The sequence below is a fragment of the Phycicoccus avicenniae genome, from assembly GCF_018139485.1.
Classification (GTDB): Bacteria; Actinomycetota; Actinomycetes; order Actinomycetales; family Dermatophilaceae; genus Phycicoccus; species Phycicoccus avicenniae.
This window is the reverse complement of record NZ_JAGSNF010000023.1, coordinates 21316-36254: the sequence shown is the minus strand read 5'-3', so window position 1 is coordinate 36254 and position 14939 is coordinate 21316. Positions and strand designations below refer to the sequence as shown.

The window sequence follows — 14939 nt, the reverse complement described above, 5'->3', positions numbered from 1 at the left end:
GCTGGGTCGGTGCGACGTCGCCGGCCCCCGGTCACCTCGCTCGCTCGGTGGGCCATGGCGCACCGACCGGGCGAGCGCGCACCGACCGAGCACCCGGACACCGCTCCGACCCATGCCGAGCTCGTCGCGACGGGGAGGACCTCTCCGAGACATGCCGACCTCGCCGACCATCGGTGTCCTGACGCCCGGATCCGGCGAGATCGGCATGTCTCGGCGGCACCGACGCAGCGAGCCCGGACAGACGGCGCCGGGACGCGCGACGACCCCGGACACGGGCGACGGCCCGCCCCCGGAGGAAGGACGGGCCGTCGGGTCCGAGCACCGGCAGGTGACGCCGGTCGCCCGGTCGGCGGCGGGACGCGTCGCCGACCGGGCCGTGCGGTCAGTAGGTGCTGACCGTGACGCCGTAGTAGTTCGCGGCGTCGACGACCGGCTGGTAGAAGCTGTAGCTCCCAGCCGAGTAGCCCTGGTTGAAGCCGCAGTCGACGCCGACCGGCCCACCGGAGGTCATGCCCTGGGCGAGGTTGTTCGACCCGATGTACGCGCCACCGGAGTCACCGCCCTCGGTGCAGACCGACGCCCGGGCGAGGCCCGAGGTCACGGTGCCGCCGTAGTTGACGGTGACGTTGTAGCCCTGGATCTGGCCGCAGGTCCAGCCCGTCGTGTTGCCGGCCTTGCAGATGTCCGAGCCGACCGCGTTCTTGCTGATGCCGTTGACCGGGACGTAGCCGCTGAGCCCGCCACGGGTGTCGACGAGCGGCTGGCCGGTGTCCTCGGAGTCGATGTCCATGAGGCCCATGTCGACGCTCGGCGAGCCGGTGCGGAAGCGCGAGGCGACGCCACGCCCGATGTGGGTGAAGCTCGCGTCGTAGACGTCGGGGTTGCCCTCGACGCAGTGGCCGGCGGTGAGCAGGACGTTGTCGCTCCCGCGGAAGCCCGGGAAGCCGAGCGAGCAGTTCGTGCCGGGGACGAGGTCCATGATCCGGCCCGGGTAGACGTTGACCTGGGTCGACAGCGACTCGCCGGTCTCGACCTCGACACCGTCGACGCCCTCGAGGGCGGCGCGCAGGTCCTGGCTCGCGGCGTCGGTCACGGTGGCGACGACGCGCTGGCCGGCGAGGTCGGGGGCGACCGACACGAGCGCCTCGGTCCCGCCGGCGGCCTCGACGGCCCGCTCGGCGACGGCGTCGAGGTCCTTCTGCCCCAGACCCTGCTTCGCGACGAGGCCGCGGGCCTCGGCGGCCCGGGCGGCGGCGGGGGTGTCGACGAGGACGACGAGCTCGGTGCCCTCGAAGTACGCGCCGTCCTCGGCCACGCCGGCCTTCTGCAGCGCGTCGTAGGCCTTCTGGCCCTTGTCCTTCGCGGCGAGCTTCTTCTCGGCGGCGGCCATGCTGATGCCGTCGCGCTCGGCGACGAACGTGGCGACGACCTTGGCGGGGTCCTCCAGCGGGGACACCGCGGTGGGGGCGGCCCAGGCGGAGGCGGAGGCGGCGGCGACGACGGCGCTGGTGGCGATGCCGACGGCCAGGATCCGGTGCTTCATGAGCGGTTCTCCTGTCGTGTGCTCCCGTCGGACCCGGGTGGGTGGGGCCGGCGGTGGACCGCGGGGTGCGATCCGCGCCCCACCCCCTCAGGAGCGGGCCGTCGGCGCAATCCGAACCGACCGTTCTGACGGAAAACTGACGAGGTCCTTGCCGTCCGGGTGGAACTCCTTACCCGTTCACGAGGTCCGCCCTGTGAACGGTTTACGGAGCGGGGACGGTCTCGACGGCCGGCTCGGACCCCGGCTCGCACTGCCGCTCCGGGGCGTCCGGGCGGGTGTCGATGCGGTCGCCGTTGCGGATCGACACGTCGTCGTACGTCGGGCGCCCCTCGATGACGTCCTGGAGCGTGTACTGCGTGAGCGAGGACAGCCGGCAGTCCGTGCCGAAGGTCAGCACGTCGAACGCCGACGGCTGCCCGACGAGCTCCTCCCCGTCCTCGCTCGCGAGGAAGTGCGCGACCGGGCCGCCGCCGGTGAAGGTGCCGACCTGGATCCGGTTGTCCTCGATGTCCGAGGTGTGCATGTGGCCGTTGAGCAGCACGCCCCCGTCGACGCCCTCGAGCGCCCAGGGCTCGTGGCTCACGACGACGTCGGGGACCGGCCGGTCGGCGAACGCCTGCTGGAAGGCCTCCCGCGCGGGCTCCTGCGCGACCCTGGACCCCGTGCCCGGGTCCCCGAACCAGCGCGGGTCGTTGAACCCGGCGATCGTCAGGCCGCCGACGTCGAGCTGCTGGTAGTCGCCCTCGCCGTCCTGGAGCAGGAGGACGTTCGGGACCTCCGCCATCCGGTCGAGCAGGGCCGTGTCGGTCGAGGACGTCGCGTCGTGGTTGCCCTTGACGAAGACGTACGGCACGCCGAGGGACTCGATGCCCGCGAAGAGGTCGGAGGCCTGCGCCTCCTGGACGGTGCCGAAGTTCACGAGGTCCCCGCTGTCGACGACGAGGTCGATGCTCTGGTCCTCGACGACGGTCCGCATGAGCGGGTACTGGTTCGCCCCGTGGATGTCGCTCACGAAGAGCACCCTGAGGGCGGGGTCGGGCTCGAGGGAGTCGCCCGCGTACCGCTGCTGGAGCGCCGTCGAGAGCGCGAGGACGTTGCGCAGGTACGGCGCGACCTGGGTGGCCCGGGTCTCGACGTCGTCGAGCAGCCCCTGGTTCTGCTGGAGCGTGCCGAGCACCTCGGTCGCCGTGAACGTGCCCTGCCGCCCCGGCTGGTACGTCGTGTAGAGGGCGGCCGAGGTGCCGATCGTCGCCGCGAGCCAGGCACCGGCCGAGGCCGTGACGAGCCACCGGGGCGGGCGGCGTCGGCGGGCGAGCGTCCACGCCCCGAGGACGAGCCCGAGGACGACGACCCCCCCGAGGGCGAACCGGCCGAGCACCTTGGCGGCGGCGTCCCGGATCGCCTCGTCGAGCTCCGCCGGCCCGGGCCGCAGCGCGGACAGCCCGGCCTGGGGGCGGGAGAGCACGTCGGAGATGCTCGCCTTGACCTGGGGCACCGCCCGCACGCCCGGCGCGATCCCGGTGAAGGACAGCTCGACGTTCCCGAAGGTCGTCTCGGCGACGATCTGCCCGGCACGGCGCGGGTCGCCGTCGAGGGTGACCGCCGCCTGGTAGTTGCGGGTCTCGGCCATGACGGGGGAGACGGTCGTCGCCGCGACGCCCGCGACGACGCACGCGGCGGCGAGGAGCACCCCGGCGAGCACGTGCGTCACCCGCGCGGACCCGATGCGGTGCCCCGCCGCCCACCACACCGAGACCGCGGTGAGCAGCGGCCAGACGACGACGAGGGCGGCGACGACGCGTTCGTGCAGCCCGAAGCCACCGAGGGGCAGGAGCAGGGAGGCGACGGCGAGGGTGAGGACCCCGGCGCCGACGCGGGCCGGGACCGGTCGCAGCAGGCGTCCGGGACCGGAGCGGGCCGCGAGCGCCGGCCACAGCGCGAGGAGGAGGAAGGAGGCGGCCGCGACGACGTGGTGGGCGGTCGAGGACCCCCCGCGCGAGGGCAGCGGCAGGAGGGCGACGAGGACGGTCGCGACCCCGCCGGCGGCGAGGACGGCCCGGCCGGTCCACCGGGCGGAGCCGAGCGCCCACGCCGTGACGCAATGGGCGAGGCCGGTGACGACGAGCGCCGAGGTCATGACCCAGCGGTGCGGGGTCGACAGGCTCGCGAGCGCGCTGATCGACTCCACCCGGGGGTCGAACCCGGTCCCGACGAGCTTCTGCGCCCACGTCCACCCGCCGACGAGCGACACGGCCGCGACGGTCGCGCTGACGACCGCGGTCCTCAGGGCACCCGGGGGACGAGCCATGTCGTCCACGATAGGCGGCCCTCCCTAGGGTGGACCGCATGCCACCCGAGCCCGCCGCGTCACCCCCCTCAGACCCGTGGGAGGACCCGTTCGCGCGCCCGTTCGCAGGGGTCCTGCTCGACATGGACGGCACCCTGATCGACTCGATCGCGGCGGTCGAGCGCTCGTGGGGACGCGGGTGCGAGGAGTACGACGTCGACCCGGCGCGCCTCATCGGCTTCCACGGGGTGACGGCCCGCGGCATCGTCGCGCGGCTGCTGCCGGAGGACCGGCTGGACGAGGCGTTCGCGCGGATCCGTGAGATCGAGCGGACCGACGTCGACGACATCGTCGTCCTGCCGGGCGCCCTCGACCTGCTCGCCGGGCTGAGCGCGGCCGGGGTGCCGACGGCCATCGTCACGTCCTCGACGGACGACCTCGCCGAGGCCCGCCTCACCGCCACCGACCTCCCGCGGCCGACCGTCGTCGTCACGGCGTCCGACGTGACGCGGGGCAAGCCGCACCCGGACCCGTGGCTGCTCGGTGCGCGGCGGCTCGGGGTGGACCCCGGGGAGTGCCTCGTCGTCGAGGACGCGGTCGCCGGGCTGCAGGCCGCACGGGCGGCCCGCTGCCGTGGGCTCGTCGGGCTCACCTCGACGATGACGGCGGAGGAGGTCGGGGCCGAGGCGGACCTCGTCCTGCCCGACCTCACGGCCCTGCGGTGGCGGACCTCAGCCGTGGAGCGCTCGGTACGCGTCGACCGCCCCGGGGTGCAGCGGCACGGGTGAGGTCTGGATCATCGTCGCGGGCGTGAGGTACTGCAGGCCGCGGACGTAGTCGGGCAGGAGCACGGCGGCCCGCCGGGCGAGGACGTCGACGACGGGTGCGACGAGGTCGTCGGCGAGACCGGCCCGCGCCAGCAGCAGGTTCGGCACCCCGACGGTGCGGGCCGCGTCCCCCTGGGCGGGGGCGTACCCGACGGGCGGGACCCGTCGCGGGGCGTAGGGGAAGCCGGACGAGGTGGCGAGCCGCTCGACGTGGTCGGCGAGGTCGAGCATCCGCAGCGGGGTCGCCTCGTCGGCGGCCGAGACGGCCGGGGTCGGGATGCCGCCGGACCACAGCACGGCGTCGACGTCCCGGCGGCGCAGCTGGTCCAGCGCCGTCGCGAGCCCTGCGTACGTCACCCGCACCCGCTCCGCGCCGTCGCCGACGGGCAGGTCGGCGGACCGCAGCAGGGAGGCCCCGGTGACGGCCGCGCCGGACCCCGCGGCCCCGAGCGAGACGGTCCGGCCGCGCAGGTCCTCGAGCCGGCGCACCGGCCCGTCGGCCCGCACGACGAGCTGGAGGTAGTTCTCGTAGACGCGCGCGACGGCCGTGACGCCGTCCGGTGGCGGGTCGCCGAGGGTGTCCGCGAGGGCGAGCCCGAGGTCGGCCCGCCCCGCCCGCAGCCGCTCGACGTTGTCGACGCTGCCCTCGGTGCGCGCGACCTCGACGGCGATCCCGGTGCTCGCCGTCACCCGGTCGGCGAGCAGGCGGGCGAAGGCGATGTAGATGCCCCGCTCGTCGCCCGCCGCGACGACGAGCCGGCGGGGACGGTCGTCCGCGCAGCCGGTGAGCGCGGCCAGCGTGCCGACCCCCGCGGCGCCCGCGAGGCCGCGGAGGACGTCGCGTCGGCCGGCGCCGGGCGTGGCCCGCCCGCTCACCGGCCGACCTCGCGGGAGGCCGTGCCGTGGGCCGTTCCGTGGGCGGGCCGGGGGTCGAGCGGGCCGAGGTCGGCGACCGCCTCGGTGCCGCCGTGCGGACCTGGCCGCAGCACGACCGAGCCGCCCCGCGCGCGGAGCACCTCGTCGGCGATGGCGAGGCCGAGCCCGCTGCCGCCGACCGCGCCGGGCCGGCGCGGCCCGCTCCAGAACCGGTCCCACGCGCCGTCGGGGACCCCCGGCCCGTCGTCGCGGACGGTGAGGACGACGTGCCCCCCGACGTCGCCGCCGCTCACCGTCACCGTCGTGCCCGTCCCGGTGTGCCGGACGGCGTTGTCGAGGAGGACGTCGAGCACCTGGGCGACGTCCCCGGGGGCCTCGACCGCGACGTCCTCGACCGGCCCGGCGACGAGCCCGACACCCTCGGCGGCGCCGAGCGGCTCCCACGCCTCGATGCGGTCGGCGACGACCTCCCCGAGACCGGCGGGCTCGCCCCTGCCGGGCCCGCCCGCGCGTCGGGCGGCCGCCGCCTCCTGTGCCCGGGCGAGGGCGAGCAGCCGGTCGAGGAGGCTCTCCAGCCGCTCGAGCTCGCGGGTGAGCGCGGCGTGCGTCCGGGCGCCGGAGGGGGCGACGGACCCCCCGAGCGCGTCGGCCCGCAGCCGGAGGGCCGCGAGCGGGTTACGCAGCTGGTGCGAGGCGTCCGCGACGAGGCGACGCTGGTCGTCGAGCGAGCGCTGCACGGCGTCGGCCATCCGGTTGAACTCGGTGACGAGCTCGCGCAGCTCGGCCGGACCCTCCGCGAGCACCCCGCCCCCGCGGTCGCCGTGCGCCATCGCCCGGGCGGAGTCCTCGAGCGCGTGGACCGGGCGCATCGCCCAGCGGGCGACCCACCGGGTGAGGAGCAGCGCGAGGACGCCGAGCCCGGCGGCCCCGGCGAGGATGACCGCCCAGGCGAGCCCGACCCACCGCGCGGCGGACGAGGTGTCGACCCGGGTCACGGCGGCGCCCACGACCTCGCCGTCCGCCGTGGCCGTCGCAGCGGCGACGGGGTCCTCGCTCGTCCAGGGCAGCACCCGCGGCAACGGCCGGGAGGCGTCGTCGACGAGCGCGAGGCGGACGGCGTCGGCGACGGCGGGGTCGTCGGTCCCGATGGGGCCGGCGGTCCCGGTGGGACGTCCCTGTCCGTCGACGACGAGGACCGGCTCGCCGTGCACCGCGTGGTAGCGCGCGGCGGAGGGCGCGGCGGCCGGGCCGGCCGCGACCTCGGCGAGGGCGGTGAGCTGGCGCTGACGCTCCAGGGCGAGGTCGCCGGTGCGTCGGTCGGCGAGGGCCAGGGCGAGGGGGAGGGCGAGGCTGCCGACGGCGAGGACGAGGAGCGCGGCGACGACGAGCCGGACCCGGCGCTCCATCAGGTCTCCAGGCGGTAGCCGAACCCGCGCACCGTCGTCAGCGGCAGGTCGGGCCCGAGCTTGTGGCGCAGCGAGGCGACGATGAAGTCGAGCGACCGCGACCGCCCCGGGTCCGGTCCGCCCCAGACCCGCAGGTGGACCGTCTCGCGGCTGACCGCTTCCCCCGGACGTTCGGCCACGCAGAGGAGCACCTCGAGCTCGGTGGCCGTGAGGTCGACCGGGGTGCCGTCGCGCACGGCGGTGCGGGCGGCGACGTCGAGGCGCAGTCCGCCCCAGGTGAGGACGCCGGGAGCCGCGCCCGGCGTCGGCGCCGCGACCCGGGCCCGCCGTGCGAGGGCCTGGACCCGGGCGACGAGGACGGGGGCGCGGACCGGCTTGACGAGGTAGTCGTCGGCCCCGGCGCGCAGGCCGAGCACGTGGGCGCCGTCACCGTCGCGCGCGGTGAGGACGAGGACCGGGACCTCGCTCGCCCGGCGCAGGGTGCGCAGGAAGTCCAGACCGTCCATGTCGGGCAGGCCGAGGTCGAGGAGGACGAGGTCGGCGTCGCGGACCGCGCGCAGCCCGTCGTCCCCGCGGGCGCAGCGGCGGCAGTCCCAGCCGGCGTCGGTGAGGGTGTCGACGAGGGCCTCGGCCACCCCGTCGTCGTCCTCCACGACGATGATCCGCATGGGGTCAGGATAGGAGCGGCCGCGCCGGGGCCCACACGGCGCGACCGCTCCCGGTCCGGGTCAGCCGCCGAAGGCGCGCTGGACGGCACCGACGAACTCGTTGGCGCCGAGGACGAGGAAGGCGACCGCGCAGAGCCCGAGCAGGACGTTGGTCACCGGCTTGTTGCGCCACCGCTGCGGGACGCGGTCGCTGTTGAGGATCCACAGCAGCGTCACGGCGAGGAACGGCATGAAGAGGGCTCCGAGGACGCCGTACGCGAGGATGAGGTAGACCGGCCGGCCGAGGAGCATGAGGACGACCGGCGGGAAGGTCAGCCACAGGATGTACGCCTTGTAGTAACGACCCCCGGCGAGGCGGTCGGCGTGGTCGGGGGCGAGGCCGCGGACCCCGCCGGCGAAGTCGGCGAACATCAGGCTCACGCCGTTCCACACGCCGACGAGCGAGCTCATCGCGGCGGCCCAGAAGCCGACGACGAAGACGGTGCCGGCGGCCTGCCCGTAGCGCTCGGCGAGGACGTCGCCGATCTGGACGAGGCCCTCGTCGCCGCTCTCGACGGCGATGCCGGCGGAGTACAGCAGCTCCGCGCCGACGACGAGGGTGGCGATGACGAAGAGCCCGGTGACGACGTACGCGGTGGCGTTGTCGAGGCGCATGACCCTCATCGCGGCCGGGCTGCGCCACCCCTTCTCCCGGACCCAGTACCCGTAGGCCGCGAGGGTGATCGTGCCGCCGACGCCGCCGGCGAGGCTCAGCACGTAGATCGTCGAGCCCTCGGGAAGGAGCGGGACGATGCCGGTGACGATCTCGCCGAGGTTGGGCGCGGTGAGGGCGGCGGCGAGGACCATCGTGACGAACATGAGGAGCACGAGCCCGCTGAGCACCCGCTCGAAGGGCACGTAGCGGCCGGTCCACACGACGGCGAGACCGAGGACGGCGGACAGCACGCCCCAGGCCGTCACCCCCATGACGGGGAAGAGGCTGTAGAGGGCGAGCCCGGTGCCGGCCATCGCGGCCGCGCCGTAGACGAACCCCCAGACCACGATGTACGGACCGAAGTACCAGGTGGTCCACCGACCGAGGGACTGCCAGCCCTCGAAGATCGTGCGCCCGGTCGCGAGCGAGTACCGCCCGGCGCCCTCGACGAGGACGACCTTCATGACGCAGCCGAGGACGACGGCCCACAGCAGGGCGTAGCCGTAACGGCTGCCGGCGACCATCGTCGCGACGAGGTCGGCGGCGCCGACGCCCGTGGCGGCGACGATGAGCCCCGGTCCGACGAGCCGGAACCTCGGTTCGCTCGCGTCCGTCCCGTCGGACGTCGTCTCGCTCGCGCTCGTGGCCATCGCCGATCTCCTTCGATCCGTCGCCGCGTCGCTGCGGCGATCCCGTGCAGCATGGCGACGCGGCGCGGCGCGGCGCCAGGGCCGGGCCCCGTGGGGCGGGCGATCCTTACGTGATCCAAAGACTCGGCGGCGCCGGCCCTCCCGGGGGCGGTGCCGCAGTGCCTATCGTGGCGCCATGGATGCCGACGTCGTCGTCGTGGGGGCCGGGCTCGCCGGCCTCGTCGCCACCTGCGAGCTCGCCGAGGCGGGGCGGGCGGTCGTCCTGCTCGACCAGGAGTCCGAGGCGAACCTCGGTGGCCAGGCGTGGTGGTCCTTCGGCGGACTCTTCCTCGTCGACACCCCGGAGCAGCGCCGGCTCGGGGTGCGCGACTCGCTCGACCTCGCGTGGCAGGACTGGCAGGGCAGCGCCGGCTGGGACCGGCTGACCGCGGACGACGGCGCGCCGGGGGAGGACCACTGGGGCCGGGAGTGGGCGCGGTCCTACGTCGAGTGGGCCGCGGGGGAGAAGCGGTCGTGGCTGCGCGAGCGGGGGGTCTCCTTCTTCCCGGTCGTCGGGTGGGCCGAGCGCGGTGACGGCACGAGCGGCGGGCACGGCAACTCCGTCCCCCGCTTCCACATCCCGTGGGGCACGGGGACCGGCCTCGTCGACCCCTTCGAGCGGCGGCTGCGCGAGCACATGGCCGCCGGCCGAGTCGTGTACCGGCCGCGGCACCGGGTCGACGCCCTCGTGACGAGCGGTGGCGCGGTGACCGGGGTGCGGGGGTCGCGGCTGGTGCCGGACCCCGCGCCCCGCGGGGTGGCGAGCAGCCGTGAGGTCGAGGCCGAGTTCGAGCTCGGGGCGGCCGCCGTGCTCGTCGCGTCCGGCGGGATCGGCGGGGACCACGACCTGGTCCGCCGGGCCTGGCCGGAGCGGCTCGGCAGCGCACCGGACACGATGCTCACGGGCGTCCCCGCCTACGTCGACGGCCGCATGCTCGGCATCTCCGAGGACGCCGGGGCCCGGGTGGTCAACCGGGACCGGATGTGGCACTACGTCGAGGGTGTCCGCAACTGGGACCCGGTGTGGCCGGGGCACGCGATCCGGATCCTGCCCGGCCCGAGCGCCCTGTGGTTCGACGCCCACGGCGACCGCCTGCCGAGCCCGTTCCTCCCCGGCTTCGACACCCTCGGCACGCTCGGGCACCTCCGACGGACCGGTGCCGACCACTCGTGGTTCGTCCTCAACCGGTCGATGGCGGGCAAGGAGTTCGCGCTGTCCGGCTCGGAGCAGAACCCCGACCTCACCGGACGCCGGTACCGCGACGTCCTGCGCCGGCCGGTGACCCCCGTCCAGCCGCCGGTCCAGGCGTTCCTCGACCACGGGGAGGACTGGCTGACGGCGGACACGATCGGCGGGCTCGTCGGCCGGATGAACGACCTCGAGCCCGACTTCCCCCTCGACCCCGCCCACCTCGAGCGCCAGGTCGTCGAGCGCGACCGCCAGGTCGACAACCCCTTCACCAAGGACGCCCAGGTCGCCGCGATCCGGGTCGCCCGGGGCTACCGCGGCGACCGGCTCACGAAGCGGGCCTTCCCGCCCGGGCGGATCCTCGACCCGGCGCACGGGCCGCTCGTCGCGGTCCGGCTGCGGGTGCTGTCCCGCAAGTCCCTCGGCGGGCTGTGCACCGACCTGTCGGGCCGGGTCGTCGGCGCCGACGGGTCACCCGTCCCGGGGCTGTACGCGGCGGGGGAGGCCGCCGGGTTCGGCGGCGGCGGGGTGCACGGCTACCGGGCGCTCGAGGGCACCTTCGTCGGGGGCTGCCTCTTCACCGGGCGCCAGGCGGCGCGGGGGCTCTCGGCGGCGCTCTGACCCCGGTTGCCCGTCCCCGCGCGCACGAGGGCCCGCAGCGACGCCGTCGCGCACAGCGTCCACGTGCCGCAGAGCACCGCGAGGAGGACGCCGCCGAGGACGAGCAGCACCGGGGAGCCCGTCGCCCCGCCGAGGGCGTGCGCACCGAGGGAGAGGGTGCCGACCGGGAACGTGAGCGCCCACCAGCCGGGCCCGAAGGGCATCCGGCCGACGAACCCGCGCACCGTGACGACGACCGCCCAGCCCACGAGCGGGGCCCCGAGCCCGAGGACGACGAGCCCGTAGCCGACGGCGACGTCCCGGGCCGTGGCCGCGGCGTCCGACGCGAGCAGGCCCGACGCGGCTCCGGCGATCCCCTGGGCGGCGGCCGTGGACTGCCCGACGATGCCGAGCGGGATCCAGGTCGAGGCGGCCGCGGCGAGCGGGACGGGAGCGACCCGCCAGTGGTGGTGGTAGGCCCGCGCGAAGACGAGGAGCCCGAGGACGAGCGAGACGGCGAAGCAGGCCGACGTCACGAGGACCAGGAGGAACCGGCCGGCCGGCGCTCCGACGTCGGCCACGAGGCCGGCGCCCGTCGTGGCCGAGACCATCGGCGGGACGATCGGCAGGCCGTGGACGAGGGTCGGCGCGTGGTCGCGGGTCCTCAGCAGGACGGCACCGAAGCCGAAGGCGGTGCCGAGCCCGAGGAGCGTCCCGGCGGTCCACAGCACGCCGTCGACCACGACGGCGGCCGGCAGCGTCCCCGGCGCGGCGGCCGGCAGGACCGTCCGGGTCGCGGCGCCGACGGCGAGCAGGCCCATCGCGACGGTGCCCCAGAACGGCAGGACGGCGAGATCGGTCCACGTCCGCCGCAGGAGGCCCGGGTCGCCGGCGACGCGGACGGCGAAGGCGGCGGTGAGCCCCGCGAGGACCGCCCAGGCGAGCGCCAGCACCGCGACGGCGGCCGCGTGCAGCACCCCCCACGGGCCCCCGGCGTGCAGCTGGAGCAGCGTCGCGAGGATGCCGGTCCCCATGACGGCCGGGTACCAGGGCGGTCCGGCCGGGGGCAGCGTCGGGACGGGGTGGCTCACCCCTCGAGCGTGCGGCCTCGGGCGCCCGCGCGGTAGCCGGCCCGGCCCTGTCGGGTCACAGGATCCGGCTGTGACCCGCGGCGGCGACGAGGGCGACGAGGTCGTGGGCGGGCCCGGCGGGCGGGGTCGCCCCGCCGACCCACAGTGCGGTGAAGGTCCGTCGGGTGTCGATCCCGGTCGTCCGCACCTCGACGAGGGTCCCGACCCGGAGGGCGGCCGCGGCGGCGCGGCGGCTCACGACGCCGGGAGGACCGCCCCCGGCCACCGAGGCGAGCAGGGCCGCCGTCGTGTCGAGCTCGACCTCCGGCGGGGCGCCGGGGGTGCCCGCGGCGAGCAGCGCCTGCTCCCAGACCCGCCGGGTGCCCGAGCCCCGCTCCCGGACGGTGAGCGGGCGGCCCGCGAGGGTGGCCGGTCCGAGGGCCGCGCGACGGCCGGCCCACGGGTCCTCGGGGGAGGCGACGACGACGAGCTCGTCCTCGCCGACGTCGCGCGCCGAGAGGCCGCCGCGGTCGACCGGGCCCTCGACGAACCCGAGGTCGGCCCCGCCGTCCCGGACCGCCGCGGCGACGGCGTCGGAGTTGGCGGTGTGCAGGGCCAGGCGGCCGGGCAGCTCGCGGCGGGCGCGCACGAGCAACCCGGGGAGGACCGTCTCCGCGATCGTCAGCGAGGCCCACACCCGCAGCTCGCGGCTGCGGTCCTCGCGCAGGCTCTGCAGCGCCCCCTCGAGCGCGGTCACCTCCTCGAGCAGGCCCGTGGACCACTCGACGACGAGCCGGCCCGTGGGGGACAACCGCGCGCCGCGGGGGCTGCGGGCGAGCAGGCCGGCTCCGACGTCGCGCTCGAGGGCGCGCAGCCGCTCGGACGCCGACTGCTGGCTCATCCCGGCGGCCCGCCCGGCCGCCCCGATGCTCCCGAGCCGGGCCACGTCGGCGAGGAGCCGGAGCGAGACGACGTCGAGGTGCACGCCCTCACGGTAGGGCCGACGGCGGTCCGAGGAGCGGCGGGTGTCCCGTCTCGGTCGGTGGACCCCCCGTGCGAGCGTGTGGTTAGGTAAGGCTAACCTCAGTCACCGACACGACCGCTGCACCCGAGGAGGACCCTTGTCCGCCACCGCCACCCGCGTCCGCCACGACCTGCACGTCCGTCGTGCCGAGGTCTCCGTCGTCGAGGACCTCGGCCCTCGGCTGCGCCGACTCACCCTCGCGCTCGCTGCCGACGCCGCCGCGGTCCCCTTCGTCCCGCTCGCCGTCGGCGACCACGTCAAGCTGGCGCTGCCGCACCCCGTGACGGGCGACCTCGTCCTGCCCCGGCCGGGGACCGATGCCGAGCCGGGGGCGCCGCGACCGGTCCTGCGCGACTACACCGTCCGGGCCGTCCCGGACGAGCGGCACGTCGTCGTCGACGTCGTCCTGCACGGCGAGGGGGCCGCGAGCACCTGGGCCGCCGCCGCAGCGCCGGGGACCCCGGTCGGGGTGCTCGGGCCGCGCGGGTCCGTCGTCATGCCCGGCGACCGGGCCCGGTACCTCTGCCTCCTCGACGAGTCCGCCCTGCCCGTCGCGGCCCGGTGGCTCGAGGAGGCGCCCGCCGGGGCCCTCGTCGACGTCGCCGTCGAGGTCGAGGACCCCGCGACGGCCGCCGTCCCGCTGCCGGCCCGCGGGGACGCCCGGGTCACCTGGGTCGCCGGGACCGACGGCGCCGGGCTGGCCCGGCACCTCGCGGACCTCCGTCCCGGCCCCGACGACCTCGTGTGGGCGGCGGGCGAGGCGGGCTCGATGCTCGCCGTGCGTCGCGCCGCCAAGGACCTCGGGGTGGCCCCGGACGCCCTCGAGGTGCACGGCTACTGGCGCCACGGCGTCGCCGGCCGCGACCACCACGCGCCGCTCGAGTCCTGACCCGTCCCCACCCGACCCCCCGCGTCGCCCCGGCGACCGGACCCACCCACCGAAAGGCTCCCCCATGCCCACCACCCGTCCCCGCGTCCTACGACGCACCGCCCCCGCCGGCCTCCTCGCCGCGGCCGCCCTCGCCCTCGCGGGCTGCGGCGGCAGCGCGTCCGGGGGTGACGCCGCGTCCGCCGACACCGCGTCCGGTGACGGAGCCCCGACGACGGTGAGCGTCACCGACTCCCAGGACCGGACCGTCGAGGTCGCCACCGAGCCGGAGGTCGTCGTCGCGACCGACTGGAGCGTCATCCGCACCCTCGCCGACCTCGGCATCGAGGCGGACGCCGTCCCGACGCCGAACAGCACGCTCCCCGAGGACCTCGCGGTGTACGAGGGCGAGGAGGTCCCGAAGGTCGGGGACGTCTTCGAGCCGGACTACGAGGCGATCGCCGCGATGGAGCCCGACCTCGTGATCGTCGGCAGCCGCAGCGGCACCCCGGAGGTGGTCGCCGAGTTCGAGCGGTTCGCCCCCGCGGTCCTCGACATGTCGGTCCGCGCCACCGACCCCGCCGAGATCCTCGCCGAGACCCGGGAGCGGGTCGAGGCGCTCGGCGCCGTCTTCGGCATCGACGCGGAGGCGAGCGCGCTCATGGACGACGTGGAGGCCGAGGTCGCGGCGGTCCGCGAGGAGGTCCGGGCCACCGGGCGCACCGCCATGGTCGTGCAGGTGAGCGACGGCACCGTGAGCGCCTACGGCCCCGGGTCGCGCTTCGGCACCGTCTTCGCCGACTTCGGGTACGACCCGACGGACGCGCCGCTCGACGGCGACGGCGGCCACGGCGAGGAGATCAGCCAGGAGTTCTTCGTCGAGTACGACCCCGACGTCCTCTTCGTCCTCGACCGCGCCAAGGCCATCGGGCAGGACGCCACGCCGGCCCTCGACGTCCTCGAGGGCGGCCTCGCCGACTCGACGACGGCCGCGCAGGAGGACCGGGTCGTCGAGATCGACGGCTTCGCCTGGTACCTCGCGACGAGCGCCCCGGGCTCCTGGCTGCAGATGGCGGCGGACGTGCGGGGCTCGCTCTGACCGTCACCGCGCCCGCGCCCGCGGACCCCCGCACGTCGGGGGTCCGCGGGCGCCACCTGCTCCTCGGGCTCCTCGGCCTCCTCGTCGCGGCATGGCTGT

The 14939-nt window shown here is 76.3% G+C and carries 12 protein-coding genes; 4 read left to right on the top strand and 8 right to left on the bottom strand.

What is annotated here, in order from left to right; all coding sequences use genetic code 11:
- Positions 1 to 382 precede the first annotated feature (382 nt).
- Positions 383 to 1543: a S1 family peptidase gene (locus KC207_RS15655; protein WP_211604258.1), complete on the bottom strand. Its 1161-nt coding sequence runs from the start codon at positions 1541 to 1543 to the stop codon at positions 383 to 385.
- 202 nt (positions 1544 to 1745) lie between these two features.
- Positions 1746 to 3851, bottom strand: coding sequence for a DUF998 domain-containing protein (locus KC207_RS15650; protein WP_211604257.1), 2106 nt, complete (start codon positions 3849 to 3851; stop codon positions 1746 to 1748).
- 38 nt (positions 3852 to 3889) lie between these two features.
- Here KC207_RS15650 and KC207_RS15645 point away from each other — a divergent pair, with 38 nt between their 5' ends.
- Entirely contained in the window at positions 3890 to 4618 is a 729-nt protein-coding gene (locus KC207_RS15645) for an HAD family hydrolase (protein WP_211604256.1), read from the top strand.
- On the opposite strand, the gene KC207_RS15640 is transcribed toward KC207_RS15645, so the two are convergent.
- From KC207_RS15640 to KC207_RS15625, 4 genes are read right to left on the bottom strand one after another with little or no spacing between them, the layout of a single operon-like run.
- A complete protein-coding gene (locus tag KC207_RS15640) occupies positions 4562 to 5533 on the bottom strand; it encodes a TAXI family TRAP transporter solute-binding subunit (RefSeq protein ID WP_211604255.1) in 972 nt (323 codons plus the stop codon). The genes KC207_RS15645 and KC207_RS15640 overlap by 57 nt on opposite strands.
- Positions 5530 to 6939, bottom strand: a complete 1410-nt coding sequence (locus KC207_RS15635; RefSeq protein WP_211604254.1) for a HAMP domain-containing sensor histidine kinase — start codon at positions 6937 to 6939, stop codon at positions 5530 to 5532. The genes KC207_RS15640 and KC207_RS15635 overlap by 4 nt, the downstream gene beginning before the upstream one ends.
- The gene (locus KC207_RS15630) at positions 6939 to 7607 is read right to left on the bottom strand and encodes a response regulator transcription factor (protein WP_211604253.1); all 669 of its coding nucleotides are present in this window, start codon (positions 7605 to 7607) and stop codon (positions 6939 to 6941) included. Before KC207_RS15630 ends, KC207_RS15635 begins: the two co-directional genes overlap by 1 nt.
- A 60-nt stretch (positions 7608 to 7667) precedes the next feature.
- Positions 7668 to 8951, bottom strand: a complete 1284-nt coding sequence (locus KC207_RS15625; RefSeq protein ID WP_211604252.1) for an Nramp family divalent metal transporter — start codon at positions 8949 to 8951, stop codon at positions 7668 to 7670.
- Between the two features lie 175 nt (positions 8952 to 9126).
- On the opposite strand from KC207_RS15625, the gene KC207_RS15620 reads away from it, so the two are divergent.
- Positions 9127 to 10800, top strand: a complete 1674-nt coding sequence (locus KC207_RS15620; protein ID WP_211604251.1) for an FAD-binding dehydrogenase — start codon at positions 9127 to 9129, stop codon at positions 10798 to 10800.
- On the opposite strand, the gene KC207_RS15615 is transcribed toward KC207_RS15620, so the two are convergent.
- Both KC207_RS15615 and KC207_RS15610 read right to left on the bottom strand, forming a co-directional pair.
- On the bottom strand, positions 10716 to 11870 hold the full coding sequence (locus KC207_RS15615; protein ID WP_249138796.1) for a TDT family transporter: 1155 nt from the start codon (positions 11868 to 11870) through the stop codon (positions 10716 to 10718). The two genes, KC207_RS15620 and KC207_RS15615, sit on opposite strands and share 85 nt — an antisense overlap.
- Positions 11871 to 11925: 55 nt before the next feature.
- A complete protein-coding gene (locus tag KC207_RS15610; RefSeq protein ID WP_211604250.1) occupies positions 11926 to 12834 on the bottom strand; it encodes a LysR family transcriptional regulator in 909 nt (302 codons plus the stop codon).
- Between the two features lie 136 nt (positions 12835 to 12970).
- Between KC207_RS15610 and KC207_RS15605 the strand changes: the two genes are divergently transcribed.
- Positions 12971 to 13762 (top strand): siderophore-interacting protein, encoded by a 792-nt coding sequence (locus tag KC207_RS15605; RefSeq protein ID WP_211604249.1) that lies wholly within the window; start codon positions 12971 to 12973, stop codon positions 13760 to 13762.
- A gap of 64 nt (positions 13763 to 13826) precedes the next feature.
- Complete coding sequence (locus KC207_RS15600; protein WP_211604248.1) at positions 13827 to 14840, top strand: siderophore ABC transporter substrate-binding protein; 1014 nt, start codon at positions 13827 to 13829, stop codon at positions 14838 to 14840.
- Positions 14841 to 14939: the final 99 nt, after the last annotated feature.